The organism is Opitutaceae bacterium TAV5 (assembly GCA_000242935.3).
Lineage (GTDB): Bacteria > Verrucomicrobiota > Verrucomicrobiia > Opitutales > Opitutaceae > Geminisphaera.
Window position 1 is genome coordinate 2,267,774 of the sequence record CP007053.1, and the last position, 18,871, is coordinate 2,286,644.

At 65.5% G+C, this 18,871-nt stretch carries 17 protein-coding genes; 14 read left to right on the forward strand and 3 right to left on the reverse strand.

From position 1 onward, the window contains the following. Positions 1-214: 214 nt before the first annotated feature. From OPIT5_09965 to OPIT5_09975, 3 genes are all read right to left on the reverse strand, one after another. Positions 215-1,306: a translation initiation factor IF-2 gene (locus tag OPIT5_09965; GenBank protein ID AHF90478.1), complete on the reverse strand. Its 1,092-nt coding sequence runs from the start codon at positions 1,304-1,306 to the stop codon at positions 215-217. A 339-nt stretch (positions 1,307-1,645) separates the two neighbouring features. Further along, the gene (locus OPIT5_09970) at positions 1,646-2,692 is read right to left on the reverse strand and encodes a dehydrogenase (GenBank protein ID AHF90479.1); all 1,047 of its coding nucleotides are present in this window, start codon (positions 2,690-2,692) and stop codon (positions 1,646-1,648) included. Between the two features lie 201 nt (positions 2,693-2,893). Then, positions 2,894-3,535 carry a hypothetical protein gene (locus tag OPIT5_09975; protein AHF90480.1) on the reverse strand — a complete coding sequence of 214 codons (642 nt, stop codon included), beginning with the start codon at positions 3,533-3,535 and terminating at the stop codon, positions 2,894-2,896. Between the two features lie 51 nt (positions 3,536-3,586). Between OPIT5_09975 and OPIT5_09980 the strand changes: the two genes are divergently transcribed. The 14 genes from OPIT5_09980 (at position 3,587) to OPIT5_10045 (ending at position 18,788) form a co-directional block, all read left to right on the forward strand. After that, entirely contained in the window at positions 3,587-4,435 is an 849-nt protein-coding gene (locus tag OPIT5_09980; protein ID AHF90481.1) for an AraC family transcriptional regulator, read from the forward strand. Positions 4,436-4,768: 333 nt separating this feature from the next. Next, on the forward strand, positions 4,769-5,431 hold the full coding sequence (locus OPIT5_09985; protein AHF90482.1) for a hypothetical protein: 663 nt from the start codon (positions 4,769-4,771) through the stop codon (positions 5,429-5,431). 139 nt (positions 5,432-5,570) lie between these two features. Then, positions 5,571-5,876, forward strand: a complete 306-nt coding sequence (locus OPIT5_09990; protein AHF90483.1) for a hypothetical protein — start codon at positions 5,571-5,573, stop codon at positions 5,874-5,876. A 597-nt stretch (positions 5,877-6,473) separates the two neighbouring features. Continuing rightward, positions 6,474-8,108, forward strand: coding sequence for an enolase (locus tag OPIT5_09995; GenBank protein AHF90484.1), 1,635 nt, complete (start codon positions 6,474-6,476; stop codon positions 8,106-8,108). 78 nt (positions 8,109-8,186) lie between these two features. Then, positions 8,187-9,161 carry a LacI family transcriptional regulator gene (locus OPIT5_10000; GenBank protein AHF90485.1) on the forward strand — a complete coding sequence of 325 codons (975 nt, stop codon included), beginning with the start codon at positions 8,187-8,189 and terminating at the stop codon, positions 9,159-9,161. A 75-nt stretch (positions 9,162-9,236) separates the two neighbouring features. Then, positions 9,237-10,754, forward strand: coding sequence for a ribonucleotide-diphosphate reductase subunit alpha (locus tag OPIT5_10005; protein ID AHF90486.1), 1,518 nt, complete (start codon positions 9,237-9,239; stop codon positions 10,752-10,754). A 106-nt stretch (positions 10,755-10,860) separates the two neighbouring features. Next, entirely contained in the window at positions 10,861-11,781 is a 921-nt protein-coding gene (locus OPIT5_10010; GenBank protein ID AHF90487.1) for a sugar ABC transporter permease, read from the forward strand. Positions 11,782-11,851: 70 nt separating this feature from the next. After that, the gene (locus tag OPIT5_10015) at positions 11,852-12,958 is read left to right on the forward strand and encodes an iditol 2-dehydrogenase (protein ID AHF90488.1); all 1,107 of its coding nucleotides are present in this window, start codon (positions 11,852-11,854) and stop codon (positions 12,956-12,958) included. 157 nt (positions 12,959-13,115) lie between these two features. Next, positions 13,116-14,132 carry a sugar ABC transporter permease gene (locus tag OPIT5_10020; protein ID AHF90489.1) on the forward strand — a complete coding sequence of 339 codons (1,017 nt, stop codon included), beginning with the start codon at positions 13,116-13,118 and terminating at the stop codon, positions 14,130-14,132. A gap of 52 nt (positions 14,133-14,184) precedes the next feature. Continuing rightward, entirely contained in the window at positions 14,185-15,201 is a 1,017-nt protein-coding gene (locus tag OPIT5_10025) for a sugar ABC transporter substrate-binding protein (protein ID AHF90490.1), read from the forward strand. 169 nt (positions 15,202-15,370) lie between these two features. Next, a complete protein-coding gene (locus OPIT5_10030) occupies positions 15,371-16,396 on the forward strand; it encodes a sugar ABC transporter substrate-binding protein (protein ID AHF90491.1) in 1,026 nt (341 codons plus the stop codon). A gap of 59 nt (positions 16,397-16,455) precedes the next feature. Next, positions 16,456-17,226, forward strand: coding sequence for a short-chain dehydrogenase (locus OPIT5_10035; GenBank protein ID AHF90492.1), 771 nt, complete (start codon positions 16,456-16,458; stop codon positions 17,224-17,226). A 40-nt stretch (positions 17,227-17,266) separates the two neighbouring features. Further along, positions 17,267-17,713: a ribose 5-phosphate isomerase gene (locus tag OPIT5_10040; GenBank protein ID AHF90493.1), complete on the forward strand. Its 447-nt coding sequence runs from the start codon at positions 17,267-17,269 to the stop codon at positions 17,711-17,713. Between the two features lie 76 nt (positions 17,714-17,789). After that, positions 17,790-18,788, forward strand: coding sequence for a dihydroxyacetone kinase subunit K (locus tag OPIT5_10045; GenBank protein ID AHF90494.1), 999 nt, complete (start codon positions 17,790-17,792; stop codon positions 18,786-18,788). Positions 18,789-18,871 lie beyond the last annotated feature (83 nt).

Sequence of the window (18,871 nt, forward strand, 5' to 3'; positions counted from 1 at the left end):
GCTGAAAATGGGGAAACGGCGGCAGGGAGGTTCTGAAAATTGACCGCGAAGGACGCCAGGGATGCAAAGATCAGAAAAACAGAATCCGGATCCTGATTGCGTGGCGACCTTCGCACCCTTCGCGGTAAAAAAGGATTTTCAGGAGTTCCCTTTACAAAAAACGGCCGCCCGGAGAGGGCGACCGTTGATGGAACTGCGCAAGGCAGGAGGCGGATCAGGCGGCCGGGCCGCCGTTGTTGCGGTAGCCTTCGCCACCACCACCGCCGCCGCCATTGCGGCCGCGGCCTCCGCGGCGACGGCGACGTCCGCCATCGTTACGGAATTCGCCGCGCTCGCCGCCTTCGCGGCGCGAACCGCCGCGCTCTTCTTGCGGGCGCTGGTCATAACCGCCGCGGCCACCCTGGCCGCCACGACCGCGACCGCCGCGACGGCGGCGTTGTCCGTCGCGCTGCTCGCCGGAATCCGGTTCGGACCGGGGAGCGGCGGCGGGAGCCTCGGCAGGACCGCCAAATAGGCTTTTGACCCAGTCGAGGAATCCGCCGGATTTCTTTTCCTCCTTTTTCGCCGCAGTCTCCGGAAATGCCGGGCGGGCGGCGGTTTCCTGCGGACGGGCGGCAGGCCGGTCGGGGCGCGCGGGACGATCCGGACGGTCGGGAGAACGCTCGGCACGGCTGCGGCGCTGGTCATAAGGACGGCCCTCGCGACCCTCGCGGCCTTCGCGCGGCTCGCGGTTATCCCCCCGGCGGTCGGGCCGGAAGACGGGACGGTCACCGCGGCGGGTTTCACCCGCGGCGGCTGCGGAAGGCCCGCTGCTGGCTTCCCAGTTCACGGCTGGCTGGCGCGCGGCCGGAGGCAGGATGTTGAGCTCGACGGGAGCGGCGCCTTCTGCCTGCGCCGGGGCCGCGTCCGCAAGGGCGACGGCGGCAGGAGCAGGAGAGGCGCTTTCGGTGGCGGCGGCAGAAACGGAGTCTGCCGCGGGTGCCGGGACGCTGGCGACCGGGGTCGGAGCGGGGGCGGGGGTGTTTTTCACAAAAACCTCCGGAGCAGCCGCAGGGGCGGGCTCGAAGGGGTTCTGGTACTCGGTTTCGGCCACCACGATTTGCACGGCGGTGGGTGTGTAGTCGGCGGAGGCCGACGTGGCAGGTCCGGCAGCGGGCCTGGTGGCGCGTTTGCCGCGGGCGAGACCGGCGCCCCGACCGGTGCCAAACGTAGCGGGCACTTCGGCGGGCGCTGCGGCGGCAGGCGCGCTGGCAGTCGCGGCGGGCACCTCGGAAGGCGTGAGGCCGGACGTGTTATCTTCTGACATGTTACTTGTTGTTTCGGTGTTGGATGCGCGCTCACCACAGGGTGCGGGAGCGGCGCGAACGGATTGCCCGGCGGGAGGGCGCGAAGCGCCAAGGCACGGGCAACAGAAGTGCAACAGTCGTGCATGACGACGGATAGAGCAACTTCCAATTTTTCCCGTGGCACGGCCATCCTGGCCGGTAACTGTTGAGCGCCCGGTCGATGGCGTGTGACGGAGCGGCGGCATTCCTGCCGCTGCGACGAGGCGCGTCCGCGCCTCGCCCGGTGCCTCACCATGCGAACCGGCGACGCGTTGCGTCGTCTGCAGCGGCAGGAATGCCGCCGCTCCCACGGCCCGGGGTTACGGATAGACGGCGGGCAAGGCGCGGCCCTGTTTCGCGCTCTGCACGGCGAGGTCGAGGATGTGGATCGGGCGGCGGGCCCATTCGCCGGTGATGACGAGCGGTTCCCCGGCCGTCAGGTGCGCGGCGATGTTCTGGTAAAATTTTTCACCCTGCGAAGGCGGACACTTGCCCTTCGTCACCTGGAATTCGCCGGTCGCCAGCGCGACGGTCGTCTCGTAATCGGGCCAGTCGATGAGATGGGTGCCGCGCGTGCCCACGATCTTGATCTTGCCGCGCTCGGGAGCGGCATCGAGTTGCGTGATCGTCAGGTTGATGCGCCGGCCGGTCGAGAAACGTGCGACGAGCTGCGCCTCGTCCTCGTTCATCGCGGCGGCGGCATAGGCCGCGCCGGGCTCCTCCGCCCAGAAGTTTTCCCAGGCGTAGCCACTGACCTCGGTGAGGTCGCCTTTCACGATCTGGAGCGCGTATTCGAGCAGGTGGACGCCCCAGTCATAGAGGATGCCGCCGGAGATCGCGCGGCTGCTGCGCCACCAGTCGCGCGGGCGGCCGTGCGCGCCCATGCGCAGGTCCACGCGCACGATGTCGCCGAGCACGCCGGAATCGACGACCTCGAGCGCCTTCAGGATCCAGCCGTCCCAGTGGCGATTGTGGTAGGTGCTCACGATGACCCCCTGCTTTTTCGCAGCGGCGATCATGGCGTCGCACTCGGCCGTGGTGATCGCCATCGGCTTCTCGAGGACGCAGTGGCGACCGGCGCTGACAATCTGCAGGCCGAGGTCGGCGTGGGTGTTGTGCGGCGTGATCACCGTCACGAGGCCGACATCGGACTCCGCCAGCATGTCGGCGACCGACCCGTACACGCCGATGCCGGGAAAATCCTGGCGGGCGACTTCGAGCCGCGCCGGATCGACCTCGGCGACGGCGACGGGCGTCATGCCGGCGGCCTGCATCTCTTTCAGGTGCTGGCGACCCATGTTGAACGCGCCGCCGTAACCGACGACGCCGACCTTGATGCCTGCGGGACTGGAGGGGGACTTTTTCATAGGAGGAAAGATTTACGGGAACTTCTAAAAATTGAACAGAAGGCAACGAAGAGAACGAAGAACAACCAGGAATGCTTGTCATTCACTTATACTTAAATACCTTGAATTAAACAACTTCTTGTTCAAAGTCTTCTTTGTTTTACCTTCGTTCCCTTTGTTTCCTTCTGTTCGGAAATGAATTTTCAGAACTTCCCGGAAATTTCACAGCGCTCCGCCGGCCCAGAGCAGGCCGCGGACGGTGAGGGCGAGAGCGTCGGGAAATTCCGAAAACTCCTCCGGCGCGTGGCCGAGCGCGCAGTAGAAAACGCGGCCGCGGCCCCAGCGTTTCACCCACGCCACCGGCATCGTGCACATGCGGCCGTCGTGGACGTAATCGGTGTCCGCCAGCACCTGCACGGCCGGATCAATGAGCATGTAATACTGCTCGGACCGGTAACGGAACGACGCCGGCAGCCCCGCCGTGATCGGACTCGCGATGTCGCGCACGCGCACCGTGTAGTCGCCCACGTGCGGGTGGCCGACAAAAAGGCCGCCGACCATCCACTCGTAATCGAGATTGCCGCGAAACGCGTCGCCCATGCCGCCGTGGATGCCCGCCAGGCCGACACCGGCCCGCACCGCCGCCTGCAACCCGCCGGCCTGCTCCTTCGTGAGCTGCCCCATCGTCCAGCACGGCGAGATGAGGTCGTAGCGCCGCAGCGTCGCCTCGTCGGCCAGCACGTCGAGCGAGCTCTCGATGTCGCTGGAGATTTCGTGGCGGTTGAGTTCACCGGCCAGAAGCTGGACGATTTTTTCAGGCTGGTGACCCGGCCAGCCGCCGGCGAGGAAGAGCGCTTTTTTCATGGGCAACGGAAACAAGGCCGGGCATCGTGCCATATTTTCCGCTCCGGCACAATGGAAGCGTCCGCCAAAAAACTGGATTTTCTGACCAAACACTGGGCACCCTACCGCCGGCGTTTCCCGTCGGCGTTTCCGGTGGCCACCGCCGCGCACGCCTGGCGCAAGAATGCGTGGGTGCACACGGCCTTCGATACCTGCAACTTTTCGCTGATCCTGCGCGGGCGCGGCGAGTTTCGCCGGTTCGGCCAGGTGTGGCCGGTGCAGGCGCCGTGCGTCATCACCCAATGGCCGGGCGAACGCCTCGACTACGGCCCCGACCTGCCGCACTTCACGTGGGACGAGCTTTACATCGTCTACGACCGCTCCTTTTTCCGCCCGCTCCAGGAAGCGCAGCTGATCGACCTGAAGCGGCCCGTCTGGCCCATCGCCGATCCGGCCGCCGTCGAGGCCCAGGTGGAGGAGCTGACCCGGCTCGCGCGGCACCCGGAACCCGAATCCGTCGTCGATCGCGTGGACCGCGTGTGCGAGCGCCTCGTGCTGGAAACCTGGCTCGCGCCCAACCCCGACAGCACCGCCGACAACGCCATCCGCGCGATCGCCGCGGAGCTGCGCCGGCGCCCGGGCGAACCGGTGGATTTCGATGCGCTGGCCGGCGAGCACGGGTTTTCCCCCACGACCTTTCGCCGGCGCTGGCAGGCCACGATGGGGATGCCGCCCGCGCGTTACCTGCAGGGCCTGCGCATGCGCGAAGCCTGCCGCCTGCTCGTCGAGACGGCGCTCCCTGTCCACGAGGTGGCGTCGGCCGTGGGCTTCGAGGACGAATTCTATTTCTCGCGCCGTTTTCACCATGAACAGGGCCAGGCCCCGCGCGATTACCGGAACACGTTCCGCCTTCGCCGGTGAATTCCCCGGAAAAACCGGGATTTGCCGCGCCGGCCGCGCAACTGGCATCAACCCGGTTTCTTTCAAGGGATAAGGGTATTTTCCCGACATGAAGTTGCATTTCACGCGCTAACCCTTCGCGGCCCGAACGATCATGTTTGCTGGAACCTGCGGCCGGGAACGAAGCGAAGATTGCCGGACGGCCCGGAATCTGCTTTCTGAACGGCTGACTCATCTACCACATGCGTTCGGCCATCGCTTATCCTGTCACTCCTCCCGGTACCGCTTGCGGCGGCACCGCGCTGCCTGGCCGACGGCTTTCTTGGACTCCGCTACCACACAGGAGACAAGACAATGGAAATCGCTATGTATCTTGCCGGGGTGCTGCTGCTGGCAGTTCCCGCGGCCTTTATCGTCCGGGGCAAGTATAGACTAGCCGCGTTCTCGCACATCCTCGACACCGAAAAACTCAGGCTCCGCGTCGTCAATCCCGTCGCCTTCGCCGATCTGGCCCGGGGCTGGCTGGGCACGATGCTGATCATTCAGTCCTTCCAGCTGACGGGAGGAGGCGGAAGCAAGCTGCCCTTCCTCATGACCGGGCTTGTCACGACGGTCGGGCTGTTGCTGCAACATTTCTTCACCCGCGAAGACGACGACGTGATGCCCGCTCCGGTGGCCTACACGATCGGCGTGACGCTGGCGCTGTTGCCGACGTTCAACGCGGGAGTATCCGTCATCGTCGCGCTGGCCACGGCGATCGCGATGCGCAACATCTACGCGTTCCACATCACCGGGGCGGCCTCCATTCTTGGCCTCGGGCTGCTCATGAAAATCTCGCGGCTCGATGTCGCGCTGGCCGCCATGCTTTTTGCCGCGCCCGTGGCGCTGGCCGGCATGATGCAACGCCAGCTCGGGGTGCGTGTCGCCATGCGCGTCATGACCGAAGCCGGTAACCTCCGTTCCCGCATCCGCGACGTGCGCATCGCTCCGGCCAACGCAGACCGGCGAGGGAACTGACCACCCGCTCCCCCGGCGTTCATTGTTGGCAAACCGGGCAGGCCGGCAAAGCACCAGGAGCGTGCCGCCGGCCTTTTTCCTGTCGTCTTGCGGAGCGGACCTGTCCCTGCATAGCCTCGGCGGCTCCCGCATATCCGCCATGAGCCAGCCCGCGCCCTCACTCCCCTCCTGCAGCCTCGCCATCAAGGCGATTCCCAACGCATCGCGCACGCTGGTCGCCGGCTGGCTCGGCGATGCCCTCAAGGTCAAGGTGCGCGCCCCCGCGCTCGAAGGTCGCGCCAACGGGGAACTCTGCGAATTTCTTGCCGGCACGCTCGGCCTGCCCCACCGCGCCGTCACCGTGGCCAGCGGTGAAAAATCCCGCCAGAAACGCGTGCAGATCACCGGCCTCACCCTCGCCGGCGTGCGCGAGCGGATCGACGCTCTCGCAAAACAACCCCGGTAACCCCGACCGCCGCCGGCCCCCCCCCTCGTGCGGCGTCCGTGTAATGCCCCACGCGGCAAAGCCTTCGGATTTTTCCCCAAACTGATGTTACGCAGACGGCCTTGAAGTGGCACGGGCGTCTCGCCCGCATCTGCTGGAGGCGCCTCTCCGCCTTGTCTCAGGGCGGCGCTCCCGCTCCGTCAGGCTAAAATGACCTTCGAGGTACCCTGCCGGCAGCGAGCGCTGCCGGACGACGTTTCGCCTGTTCCCGTCGGTGCCTTCATTTGCTCCGCGCTCCTGACATTAGGTCATTAAGTAGGTGAAATGCTTTCGCATTCGAGTCCCATAGAGCAAATGCCCCTCAATTGCTCTTTTGTTCTATTTTCATTATTTTATTATAATAAACATCTTAAATTATATTTTTTTAATTTAAATGAATTACCGGATCTATTTTCCAGATATTTTATCTTGCATTTGTCAGTTGACGCTTTCTATTGTCATAACACTTAGCCGCCTGTCACCCTCTCCTGCCGACCCGGACCTGACCTTTTCCCACCGTTTACCGTTTCCCGATCCGTTCACCCTGCTTTTACAGCCTCGTTCCCGCCCCCCCCCGCCATGATCGCCCCGGACGAACTCTCCTTCACTCCCGACTCCGCAGACCCGTCTCCCTCCCTGGAAATCTGTTTGCAGGCGCGCGGCGTGACGAAGGCGTTTTCCGGCGTTCCCGCCCTGCGTGACGGCCGCCTCAACCTGCGTACCGGCACCGTCCACGCCCTCTGCGGCGGCAACGGCGCGGGCAAGTCCACCTTGCTCGGCATTCTCATGGGATTGCTCCGGCGCGACTCCGGCTCCGTGCGGATCGGCGGCGAGGAGGTCGATTTCGAAAAACCCGGCGACGCGCTCGAAGCCGGCATCGCCATCGTCACCCAGGAGCTCAGCCCCGTGCCCGGCATGACCGTGGCGGAAAACATCTACCTCGGCCGCGAGCCCCACCGCCTCGGCTGCCTCGTCGATTACCGCACGCTCAACCGCCAGGCCGCCGCCCTTCTCGACCGCCTCGGCTTCAGGATCGGCGCCACCCGCCGCATGACCGGGCTCAGTCTCGCCGAAACCCAGCTCGTCGAGATCGCCAAGGCCCTCTCGCGCGACTCGCGCATCGTCATCATGGACGAGCCCACCTCCGCCATCGGCCAGCACGAGACCGACCTGCTCTTTGCCGCCATCCGCCACCTCACCCGGATCGGCAAGTCGATCATCTACGTGACCCACCGCATGACGGAGATCTTCGAACTCGCCGACGACTACACCGTGCTGCGCGACGGCGCATTCATCGAGGAAGGCCGCATCCGGGACATCGACCGCCGCCACCTTATCCGGCAGATCATCGGGCGCGACCTGAGTTCGCAATTTCGCTCACGAACCGCTTCCGCCCCGGGGTCTGCCGGTTCCCCTTCCTCCGCCAGCCCCTTCCGCGCCTCGCGCTCGCCCTTCCCGGCCTCTGCCAACGGCGACACCGCCACCGATACCCCGCTCCTCGAAGTCCGCCACTTCGAATGTCCCGGCCGCTTCGGTGCGATCGACCTGCAACTCCGCGCCGGCGAGATCGTCGGCCTTTACGGGCTGCTCGGCTCCGGCCGCAGCGAGTTCCTGCAAGCCCTCTTCGGCCTGGAAAAAGGCGTGCGCGGCGAACTGCGCGCCGCCGGCCGGCCCCTCCTGATCCGCCACCCGAAAGACGCCATGCGCCACCGCATGGCTCTCGTCACCGAAGATCGCAAGGCCTCCGGCCTCGTCCTTCCGCTCTCCGTGCGCGACAACCTCTCGCTCTCCTCGCTCGGTCGCGTTTCCTCCGGCGGATTCGTCAATAAACGCGAGGAACTGCGCGGCGCCCGCGAGATGGTGGAGCGCTTCCGCATCAAGGCCGCCTCGATCAACATGACCGTGCGCAGCATGAGCGGCGGCAACCAGCAAAAAGTCGTCCTCGGACGCTGGTTCCGCACGCAGCCGCAAATTCTCCTCCTCGACGAACCCACGCGCGGCATCGACGAAGGCGCCAAGCACGAAATCTACCAGTTCATGACCGAGTTCACCCAGGCCGGCGGCGCCATCATCATGGTCTCCTCCGAGGTGGACGAAGTCCTCGGCATGGCCGACCGCATCTTCGTTTTCCGCCGCGGCCTGCCCGCCGCGGCCTGCGAATCCGGCTTCGGCGAATCCGCCAAGGAAGACCTCATGCACATGGCCTCGCCCTGATTTTTTCCACGCCCGTTCCGCCGCCGCCCCGGCTCCCCTCCCCTGCACCGACCAACAACCCGCACCCGCAAAAACCCGATGAAAACCCGCACCCTCCGCTCCTGTCTCCTCCGCCTCGTCGCTCCGCTTGCCGCCGGCGCCCTTCTCCTCGTCGGCGCCGCCGGCTGCAACCCGCAGCAAGGCGCGTCCACCGGCTCCTCCGGCCCCGCCCCCGCGAAGCCGCTCAAGATCGGCATCTCGTTCCAGGAAATGGAAAATCCCTACTTCGTCGTCATGAAGCAGGCGATCGACGAAGCCGCCGCCACCCTCGGCGCGCAGGTCTTTGCCACCGACGCCCGCCACGACGTCACCAAGCAGATCAACGACGTGCAGGACCTTATCCAGAGAAACGTCGACATCCTCATCCTCAACCCGACGGATTCCGTCGGCGTCGAAGGCGCGGTCGTCGAGGCGAAGAAAGCCGGCATCATCGTTGTCGCCGTCGACGCCCAGGCCAAGGGCCCGCTCGATTCCTTCGTCGGCTCCAAAAACTACGACGCCGGTTTCCAGGCCGGCGAACACCTCGCCAAGGTCCTCGGCGACAAGGGCGACGTCGCCATCCTCGACGGCATCCCCGTCGTGCCGATTCTCGAAAGGGTCCGCGGCTTCAAGGACGCGATCGCCAAGCACCCCGGTATCAAGATTGTCACGACACAGAACGGAAAACAGGAACGCGACACCGCGCTCACCGTGACCGAAAACATCATCCAGGCGCATCCCGGCCTCGCCGGCCTGTTCAGTGTCAACGACACCGGTTCGCTCGGCGCGCTCTCCGCCATCGAGGCCTCCCGCAAGAACATCGCCCTCGTCAGCGTCGACGGTTTCTCCGAAGCCGTGGACCACATCAAGAAAGGCGGAGCCTTCAAGTCCACCTCCGCCCAGTTCCCGCGCGACCAGATCCGCATCGCGCTCGGCATCGCCCTTGCGAAATACTGGGGCGCCAACGTTCCCGCCGAAATCCCCGTGGACATCAAACTCATCACCCGGGAAAACGCCGAAGGTTTCTCCTGGTAATCTCCGGTCGCGCCGGACTCCTGTCCGGCCTCCGCGCCGCCCCCGTCACCGCTCCGCCAACCGACCTGCACCGCCATGAGCACAAGCACCTGCTTTCTCCGCCTCGAGGGCATCACCAAACGCTTTTCCGGCGTTACGGCCCTCGACCGCGTGGACCTCACCCTCCACCAGGGCGAGATCCTCGCGCTGCTCGGCGAGAACGGCGCGGGCAAGTCCACGCTCATGAAGATCCTCTCGGGCGTTTATCCCAAGGACGCCGGCACGATCACCTTCGACGGCCAGCCCGTCGAATTCTCCGGGCCTCGGGATGCGCAGAGCCGCGGCATCAGCATCATCTACCAGGAATTCAGCCTCGTCCCCTGGCTCAACGTCGTCGAAAACCTCTTCCTCGGCCGCGAGGAAAAGACCCGTATCGGACGTTGCGATACGGCCTCCATGCAGGCGAAGGCGCGCGCCATCCTCGACCGCCTCGGCGTGGACATCGACCTGAAGACGCCCGTCGCCCGCCTCAGCGTGGCCGAGCAACAGTTCGTCGAAATCGCCAAGGCGCTCCTCCGCGAGACGCGCATCCTCATCCTCGACGAGCCCACCGCCACGCTCACCCCGCAGGAAGCGAAAAAACTCTTCGCCGTCATGCGCGACCTCAAGGCCGCCGGCGTCGCCATGATCTTCATCTCGCACCACCTCGACGAGATCTTCGAGATCGCCGACCGCATCGCCTGCCTGCGCGACGGCAAATCCGTCGGCGAACGCACCGCCGACGGCGCGACGGTGAAGGACCTCGTCAACCTCATCGTCGGCCGCGATGTCACCCATGCCTTTCCCGTCCGTCCCGCCGACCACCGGCCCGGCGACGTCATCCTCGACGTGCGCAAGCTCCAGCTCAAGGCCGGCGCTCCGGAACTCCGCTTCACGCTCCGCAGGGGAGAGATTCTCGGCGTGGCCGGCCTGGTCGGCTCCGGCCGCACCGAGATGGCCCGCGCCCTCATCGGCGCCGACCTCGCCCACGCGCACGACGTCGTTTTCGAAGGCCGCCCGCTCCGCACCCGCCGGCCCTACGACGCGCGCCGCGCCGGCATCAGCCTCCTGCCCGAGGATCGCAAGCACCAGGGCCTCATTCTTTCCAATTCGCTCATCTACAACATCACGCTCGCCAACCTTCGCAACGCCGCCATCGGCATGTTCCGCTGGCTCAGCGCCACGAAGTGCCGCGACATCGCCCTGTCCTTCATCGAAACCGTCAGGATAAAGACCAGCTCGCCCCATCAGCTCGCCCGCGAGCTCAGCGGCGGCAACCAGCAAAAAGTCGTCATCGCCAAGTGGCTCAACGCCGGTTGCAACGTCATGATCTTCGACGAGCCCACGCGCGGCATCGACGTCGGCGGCAAGTCGGAAATCTACAAGCTCATGCGCCAGCTCTCCGACCGCGGGGTGTCGATCATCATGATCTCCTCCGAGCTGCCCGAAGTCGTCGGCATGAGCGACCGCGTCATCGTCATGCGCAACCAGCGCATCGAGCACATCTTCGAGTCGCCCGCCGACATCAGTGAACAGTCCATCATGCTCTACGCCACAGGAGGCCACCATGTCTGATACCCTGACCAGCGCCGCTTCCACGTCCGGCAACGCCAGTCTCCCGACAGGCGCTTCCGGGACAAACACCGCCCCGCCCGTCCGCTCCCGCCACTTCCGCGGCTGGATCGCGCGCAACCAGATCATCTTCCCGCTGCTCGGCCTCGTGCTGCTGTGCATCATCATGATCTGCGTCTCGCGACAGTTCCTCACGCCGCAGAATCTGAGCAACGTCGCGCTCCAGGTATCCACCAACGCGGTACTCGCCGTCGGCATGACGTTCGTCATCCTCACCGGCGGCATCGATCTCTCCGTCGGCGCGGTCATGGCGCTCTCCATGACGGTCATCGCCGGCTCCATGCTCGCGGGCGTGCCGCCGCCGGTCGGCATCGGGCTCGGCGTTCTCACCGGCTTCGCGTTCGGCTGCTTCAACGGCTTTGTCGTCTCCTACGGCCGCCTCCCGTCGATCATCGTCACGCTCGGCGCGATGGAGATCTCGCGCGGTATCGGTCTTCTCTATACGAAGGGGTATCCGTTCTCCGGCCTGCCCGAGTCGTTCGCCTTCTGGGGCCGCGGCTCCATCGCCGGCATTCCCGTGCCCGTCCTCATCATGCTCGGCGTCTTCGCCGTCGCCTGGATCATCCTCACGTATTTCCCGATCGGCCGCTACATCTACGGCATCGGCGGCAACGAGGATGCCGTGCGCCTCTCCGGGGTGCCCGTGCGGCGTTACAAGTTCCTCGTCTACGCCTTCAGCGGACTCACCGCCGGCATCGCCGCCGTCGTGCTCTCCTCGCGCCTCATGTCCGGCCAGCCCAATGCCGGCATCGGTTTCGAGCTCGACGCCATCGCCGCCGTCGTCCTCGGCGGCACCAGCATCGCCGGCGGCCGCGGCCACATCGTGGGCACGCTCATCGGCGCGCTCACCCTCGGCGTCCTCAACAACGGCCTCAACCTCATGGGCGTGTCGCCCTACACGCAAAAAGTCCTCAAGGGCGCCATCATCCTCCTGGCCGTCTACGCCAGCAACATGAAGAAGGAAAAGTAACCCCGTCACCTGCCGCCGCCCCCCCCTTTTCCCTGTCCGTTCCAAAATCTCAAACACTCAACACCACCTCATCATCATGAGCCAAACATACGAAGGACCCGCCCTCCCGAAAACGATGAAGGCCGTCGTCGCCTATGCGCCCGGCGACTACCGTCTCGAAGAACGCCCCGTGCCGGTTCCCGGCCCCGGAGAAGTTGTCATCCGCGTGAAAAGCACCGGCATCTGCGCCAGCGACATCAAGTGCTACGGCGGCGCCGCGCACTTCTGGGGCGACGAGACCCGCCCCGCCTGGGTGCAGGCGCCGGTCATCCCCGGCCACGAATTCGTCGGTGAAGTCGTCGCCCTCGGCGAGGGCGCCGGCGAGCAGTACAAGCTCGCCATCGGCGACCACGCCACCAGCGAGCAGATCGTCCCCTCCGGCGGCTGCAAGTACAGCCGCGAAGGCCACTACTGGATGGACGTCGAGCACAACATCTACGGCTTCCGGAAAAAGACGCAGGGCTCCTGGGCTGAGTACTGTCTCTTCCCGAAAGGCGCGCTCAACTTCAAGGTGCCGCCGCAGATTCCGTGGCACCACGCCGTCTTCGCCGAGCCGCTCGCCTGCTCGCTGCATGCCGTCGAACGCGGCGATATCAAGTTCCGCGACACCGTCGTCGTCGCCGGCTGCGGTCCGCTCGGCCTCGGCATGGTCATCGGCGCGAAACAGAAGGGCGCCGGCTGTGTCGTCGCCCTCGACCTGAAGGACGACCGCCTCGCCGTCGCCAAAAAAACCGGCGCCGATGTGGTCATCAACATCAGCAAGGAAGACGCCGTACAAAAAGTCCGCGACCTCACCGACGGCTACGGTTGCGACGTCTACATCGAGGCCACCGGCCATCCTTCCGCTGTCGAGCAGGGTCTCCAGATGATCCGCAAGCTCGGCACGTTTGTCGAATTCAGCGTGATGCGCGAAAAAGTCACCGTGGACTGGACCATCATCGGCGATGGCAAGGAGCTCAACATCCACGGCGCGCACCTCAGTCCCTACACCTACCCGAAGGCGATCGAGATCATCGGCGCGGGTCTGCTGCCCATGGACGAGATCGTCACGCACCGGCTTCCCCTGGCTGATTACCAAAAGGGGATAGACATGGTCATCAACGGGCTCACCTCGGTCAAAGTGACTCTGGAACCCTGAAGATGTCCATGTGACTGGCGGCGGGGGGGACGTTAAGGGGAGCCTCTCCGCCGCTCCGGTCACACCACAAATCCCGCACCTGATCCGCTCTTCCGTCTCCCCCTTCGTCTGCGCCCTCTCCGCGCTCTCCGCCCGTCCACCGATATCCGTTCTCCCCATGAATTCCACCACCACTGCCTCGACCGCCGCCTCCCCCTCGTCCGCCTCCGCCAGCGCCAGCCCGGGGTCGAAGCGCCGCATGCTCGCGTCCTTCCTCCAGCAATACGGCATCATCATCGCGTTCTTTCTCCTCTGCATCATCCTCACGTTCACGAGCGAGTATTTCCTGACGACCAAGAACATCCTCAACGTTCTCCGGCAGACCTCCATCAACGGCATCCTCGCCATGGGCATGACGCTCGTCGTGCTCACCAAGGGCATCGACCTCTCCGTCGGCTCCGTGCTCGCCCTCGCCGGCATCGTCGCCGCCAGCCTCTCCACCGGCGACAACCCGCAGCCCGCGCTCGTCGCCGTCAGCGCCGGCATCGGCGTCGGCCTCGCCTGCGGACTCGTCAACGGCCTCGTCGTCGCGCGCCTCGCCGTGCCTCCCTTCGTCGCCACGCTCGGCATGCTCAGCGTCGCCCGCGGCCTCACCTACATCTACAGCGACGGCATGCCCATCGGCAACCTGTCCAGCCCCTTCCTCGCGCTCGGCCAGGAACGCATCTTCGGCGTCCCCGTCCCTGTCTACATCTTCGCCCTCGTCTTCGTCTGCCTCTGGGTGCTGCTCAACAAGACCACCTTCGGCCGCTACATCTACGCCGTCGGCGGCAACGAGAAGAGCGCCCGCACCGCCGGCATCGGCACCCGCAAGATCATTGTCTCCGTCTACGCGCTCGCCGGCCTCCTCGCCGGCCTCAGCGGCCTCGTCCTCACCGCCCGCACCACCGCCGGCCTCCCGCAGGCGGGCATGTCCTACGAACTCGACGCTATCGCCGCCGTCGTCATCGGCGGCACCAGCCTCAACGGCGGCGTCGGCACCGTGCGTGGCACGCTCTTCGGCGCGCTCATCATCGGCGTCATCAACAACGGCCTCGATCTCATGGGCGTCTCCTCCTTCTACCAGCAGGTCGTCAAGGGCTGCATCATCGTCTGCGCCGTCCTCCTCGATCCCGCCCGCCGCACCCGCGACTGATCCGCCTCCCGATTTCCGGCTACCCGTATCCAAACAAAAACCACAAAAATCAATGAAAACGCTTCGATACCTCCTCGCAGGTCTCTGTATCGCCGGCCTCTCCCTCCTCGCTGTCTCGCCCGCCCTCGCCGCCCCCAAAAGACCGCTCAAGATCGGCCTCGCCGTCTACGGACTCCGCGGCGAGTTCATGAAAATGCTGACCAACTGGGTGCAGGATCACCCGGCCGTGAAAAACGGCGACGTCCGGATCACCGTCTTCGACGGCCGCTACGACCCCAACGTCCAGAACGACCAGTTCGATTCCATGATCGTCCAGCAGTTCGACGGCATCATCTTCGTGCCCATCGACTATGAGGCCGGCTCCCGCTCCGTCGAAAAAGCCGTCGCCGAAGGCATTCCCGTCGTCGGCTCCAACACCCGCATCAGCAAGATCGACCTGCTCGCCGCCTACGTCGGCAACAACGACGTCAGGGCCGGCGAGATGGAGGCACAGTCCGTCGTCGACCGCATCGGCGGCAAGGGCAACGTCGTCATCATCGAAGGCCCCATCGGCCAGTCCGCCCAGATCGAACGGCGCAAGGGCAACCTCAACGTCCTGCAAAAATATCCCGACATCAAGGTCCTCGACATGAAGCCCGGCAACTGGGACCGCGCCCTCGCCCTCTCGCTCATGGAAAACTGGCTCACCGCCTACCCGGGCAAGATCAACGGCGTCATCGGCCAGAACGACGACCTCGGCCTCGGCGCCATCCAGGCCATCAAGGCCGCCGGCCTCAAGGTCTCCGACTTCGCCGTCGTCGGCGTGGACGGCATCAAGGACGCCTTCGCCGCCGCCAGGGCCGGCGAAATTGTCAGCGTGCTCCAGGACTCCAAGGCCCAGGGCCAGGGCGCGCTCGACGTCCTCCTCCGCCACATCATCGGCCCCGAGTACAAACCGCAGTCCGACATCTGGGAATTCTACGGCGACCGGATGCCCTGGAACGGCGGCAACGAAAAACACTACGACATTCCCTGGACGCTCATCACCGCCCAAAACGCCGATTCACTCGCCAGGCAGGTCCTCAAGTAACCGTAAAACAACTACACACGAACGCCTGCCGACACTTGTGAGGGCGGGGGCCGCGCACCCACTCCGGGCTGCCGGCCGGGGGAGATGGAAGTTTCAGGGTAGCCTCTGCCTCTCCCGTCCACCCCCGCCCTCATTCCCTTTCTTCGCCCGTCTTCTCTTTCCGCACGCCATGAAAACCATCCGCCACCTCCTTCTTCTCGGGCTCGCCGCCCTTCTCCCCGCCGCCTTTTCCCCGACGACCCTCCTGGCCGCCAAGCCCGACAAACCCGTAAAAATCGGCGCCGCCGTCTACGGTCTCAAGGGTGAGTTCATGAAAGTCTGGACGCTCTGGCTCCAGCAGCACCCGGCCGTGAAAAGCGGCGAGGTCAAACTCACCATCTTCGACGGCCGCTACGATCTCAACGTCCAGAACGACCAGTTCGACACCATGATCGTCCAGCAATTCGACGCCATCCTCTTTGTCCCCATCGACCTCCAGGGCGGAGCCGGCGCCGTCGCCAAGGCCCATGCCGCCGGTATCCCCGTCATCGGCTCCAACGGCCGCGTCGAGTCGCCACTCCTCACCAGCTACGTCGGCAGCGACGACATCATCGGCGGCGAGATGGAAGCCGTCTCCGTCTTCGAACGCATGGGCGGCAAGGGCAACATCGTCGTCCTCGAAGGCCCCATCGGCCAGTCCGGCCAGGTCGAGCGCCGCAAGGGTATCGAAAAAGCCCTTGCAAAATATCCCGACATCAAGGTCCTCGACTGGAAGACCGCCAACTGGTCGCGCGCCGAGGCCATTTCCCTGATGGAAAACTGGCTCACCGCCTACCCGGGCAAGATTCACGGCGTCGTCGGCGAGAACGACGAGATGGCCCTCGGCGCCATCCAGGCGATCAAGATCGCCGGCCTCGACATCGCCGACTTCCCCACTGCCGGCATCGACGGCGTGGCCGACGCCATCACCGCCGCCGAACGCGGCGAGATGGTCAGCATCCTCCAGGACGCCAAGACCCAGGCCCAGGGCGCGCTCGATGTCGCCCTCCGCGCCGTCAAGGGCCCGTCCTACAAGCCGCAGTCCGACATCTGGGCCTTCTACGGCGACAAGATGCCCTGGAACAACGGCACCGACAAATACTACAACGTCCCCTGGACCGTGATCAGCAAGGAAAACGCCGCCGAACTCCGCCGCCGCACCACCATCAGCAAATAACCGCCGGGAACGCCGGTCTCCCGGCCGGCACCCGCCTCCCCCTCTTCCGCCCTTTCGCCATGGACTTCAAACCTTACGACAAAAACTTCTCTCTCCAGGATCGCGTCGCGTTCATCACCGGCGCCGCTGCCGGCATCGGCCGCGCCATCGCCGAGCTCTATTACGAGAAGGGCGCCACGCTCGTCCTTTTCGACCTCAACAAGGACGTATCCGCCCTCGCGCCACAAATCGCGCCCGATGCCTCCCGCGTCCTCGCCATCAGCGGTGATGTCACCGACACCGCCACGCGCAACGCCGCCGTGGCCGCCGCCATCGGGCGCTTCGGTCGCATCGACATCCTCGTCAACTGCGCCGGCGTCGGCCTCCTCGATCCCGCCATCGACGTCACCGAGGAGCGCTGGGATCTCACGCTCGATCTCAACCTCAAGGCCCTCTTTTTCCTCAGCCAGGCCGTGGCCCGCCACATGATCCGGCAGGGCGGCGGCCGCATCATCAACCTCGCCTCCCAGGCCGGCATCGTCGCGCTCGACCGCCACGTCGCCTACATGGCCAGCAAGGCGGCCATCATCGGCGTCACCAAGGTCCTCGCCCTCGAATGGACTCCGCACAATATCCAGAGCAACGCCATCTCGCCCACCGTCGTCCTCACCGATCTCGGGCGCAAGGCCTGGGCCGGCGAAGTCGGCGAGGCGTTCAGGAAAAAACTTCCCGCCGGCCGTTTCGCGTATCCCGAAGAGATCGCCGCCTGCGCCCTTTTTCTCGCCAGCGATGCCGCCGCCATGATCACCGGCGCCAACCTCGTCATCGACGGCGGCTATACCATTCAGTAACATGAGCACTCCTGCCATCAGCACTCCCTCCCGCAAGTCCATCGCGCTCGGGGCCGACGAAGCCGGCTTCGACCTCAAGGCCGTCATCGGCAAGCACCTCGCCGCGCGAGGCTACGAGACAAAAGACTACGGCGTCTTCAACAAGGACCCGAGCCTCTATCCCGACATCGCGCTCGTCGTCGCGCAGGCCGTCGCCGAGGGCAAACACGACCGCGGCATCCTCATCTGCGGCACCGGTATCGGCGTCTGCATTACGGCGAACAAGGTGCCCGGCATCCGCGCCGCCGTCTGTCACGACGCCTACTCCGCCGAACGCGCCCGCAAGAGCAACGACTGCCAGATCATGACGCTCGGCTCCCGCGTCGTCGGCGAGGAGCTCGCCAAGAGCCTCGTCGACATCTGGCTCGGCTCCGAATTCGAAAGCGCCCGCTCCGGCCCCAAGGTTGACCGCATCTCCGCCATCGAACGCCAGCTCCACGCCTGCTGAGCGCCTGCCCCCCTGTGCCGCGCTCAACTCCAGACGCCAAACTCCAAACTCCGAAACTCCAAACCTGAAGCCACCCATGCAACGCATCATCAACGATCCCTCTCTCGTCGTCGAGGACGCCGTCTCCGGTTACCTCAAGGCGTACCCGCAGTACTTCGCCACCACGGAAAACCCGCGTGCCCTCCGCCGCCCCGCCGCGCCCGTCGCCGGCAAGGTCGGCGTCGTCACCGGCGGCGGTTCGGGACACGAACCTGCCTTCCTCGGCTACGTCGGCCGCAACCTCCTCGACGCTGTCGCCATCGGCGAACTTTTCTCGTCACCCACCGCGAAAGCGTTCTTCGACGCCTTCAAGGCCGCCGACTCCGGCCAGGGTGTCGCGTGCCTCTACGGCAACTACGCCGGCGACAACATGAACGTCAGGATGGCCCGCCAGCTCGCCGAGCTCGAAGGCATCACCGTCAAGACCGTGGTCGCCAACGACGACGTCGCCTCAGCGCCGAAAGACCAGCCCGGCAAACGCCGCGGCGTCGCCGGCGAAGTCCTCATGTGGAAGGTCGGATGCGCCCGCGCCGCGCTCGGTGGCACGCTCGACGAAGTCGTCGCCGCCGCGCAAAAAGCCATCGACAATACCCGCAGCGTCGGCGTCGGCCTCAGCTCCTGTGTCCTCCCGGCGGTCGGCAAGGAGAACTTCACCATTGCCGACGGCAAGATGGAGGTCGGCATCGGCCACCACGGCGAACCCGGCGTCGAGGTCCGCGACCTCGGCACCGCCGACGAGATCGCGCAACTCGCGCTCGACCTCATCCTGCCCGACAAACCCTTCGTGAAGGGCGACAAGGTCGTCGTCCTCATCTCCGGCCTCGGCGCCACGCCCGTGATGGAGCTGGCCATCGCCCACAACAAGGTTGCCGACCTCCTCGCCGCCGCCGGCATCACCGTGCACCGCGCGTACCTCGGCAACTATTTCACGTCGCTCGAAATGCGCGGCATCACCTTCACCCTCATGAAACTCGACGGGGAACTCGAAAAGCTGATCGACCTCGACTGCGACAGCCTCGGCCTCACCCAACACTGAAAAGGAGCGGCGGCTTTCCAGCCGCTGCCGACGAGGCGCGGAAGCGCCTCGCCCCGACTCCAAACCCTGAACTCCAAACTCTG

Coding starts and splice junctions, on each gene's coding strand:
- OPIT5_09990 (AHF90483.1), top strand. CDS start 5,571: ATGAGCCAGCCCGCGCCCTCACTCCCCTCCTGCAGCCTCGCCATCAAG.
- OPIT5_09975 (AHF90480.1), bottom strand. CDS start 3,535: ATGAAAAAAGCGCTCTTCCTCGCCGGCGGCTGGCCGGGTCACCAGCCT.
- OPIT5_10035 (AHF90492.1), top strand. CDS start 16,456: ATGGACTTCAAACCTTACGACAAAAACTTCTCTCTCCAGGATCGCGTC.
- OPIT5_10025 (AHF90490.1), top strand. CDS start 14,185: ATGAAAACGCTTCGATACCTCCTCGCAGGTCTCTGTATCGCCGGCCTC.
- OPIT5_10005 (AHF90486.1), top strand. CDS start 9,237: ATGAGCACAAGCACCTGCTTTCTCCGCCTCGAGGGCATCACCAAACGC.
- OPIT5_09965 (AHF90478.1), bottom strand. CDS start 1,306: ATGTCAGAAGATAACACGTCCGGCCTCACGCCTTCCGAGGTGCCCGCC.
- OPIT5_09995 (AHF90484.1), top strand. CDS start 6,474: ATGATCGCCCCGGACGAACTCTCCTTCACTCCCGACTCCGCAGACCCG.
- OPIT5_10030 (AHF90491.1), top strand. CDS start 15,371: ATGAAAACCATCCGCCACCTCCTTCTTCTCGGGCTCGCCGCCCTTCTC.
- OPIT5_10045 (AHF90494.1), top strand. CDS start 17,790: ATGCAACGCATCATCAACGATCCCTCTCTCGTCGTCGAGGACGCCGTC.
- OPIT5_10020 (AHF90489.1), top strand. CDS start 13,116: ATGAATTCCACCACCACTGCCTCGACCGCCGCCTCCCCCTCGTCCGCC.
- OPIT5_09985 (AHF90482.1), top strand. CDS start 4,769: ATGGAAATCGCTATGTATCTTGCCGGGGTGCTGCTGCTGGCAGTTCCC.
- OPIT5_09970 (AHF90479.1), bottom strand. CDS start 2,692: ATGAAAAAGTCCCCCTCCAGTCCCGCAGGCATCAAGGTCGGCGTCGTC.
- OPIT5_10000 (AHF90485.1), top strand. CDS start 8,187: ATGAAAACCCGCACCCTCCGCTCCTGTCTCCTCCGCCTCGTCGCTCCG.
- OPIT5_09980 (AHF90481.1), top strand. CDS start 3,587: ATGGAAGCGTCCGCCAAAAAACTGGATTTTCTGACCAAACACTGGGCA.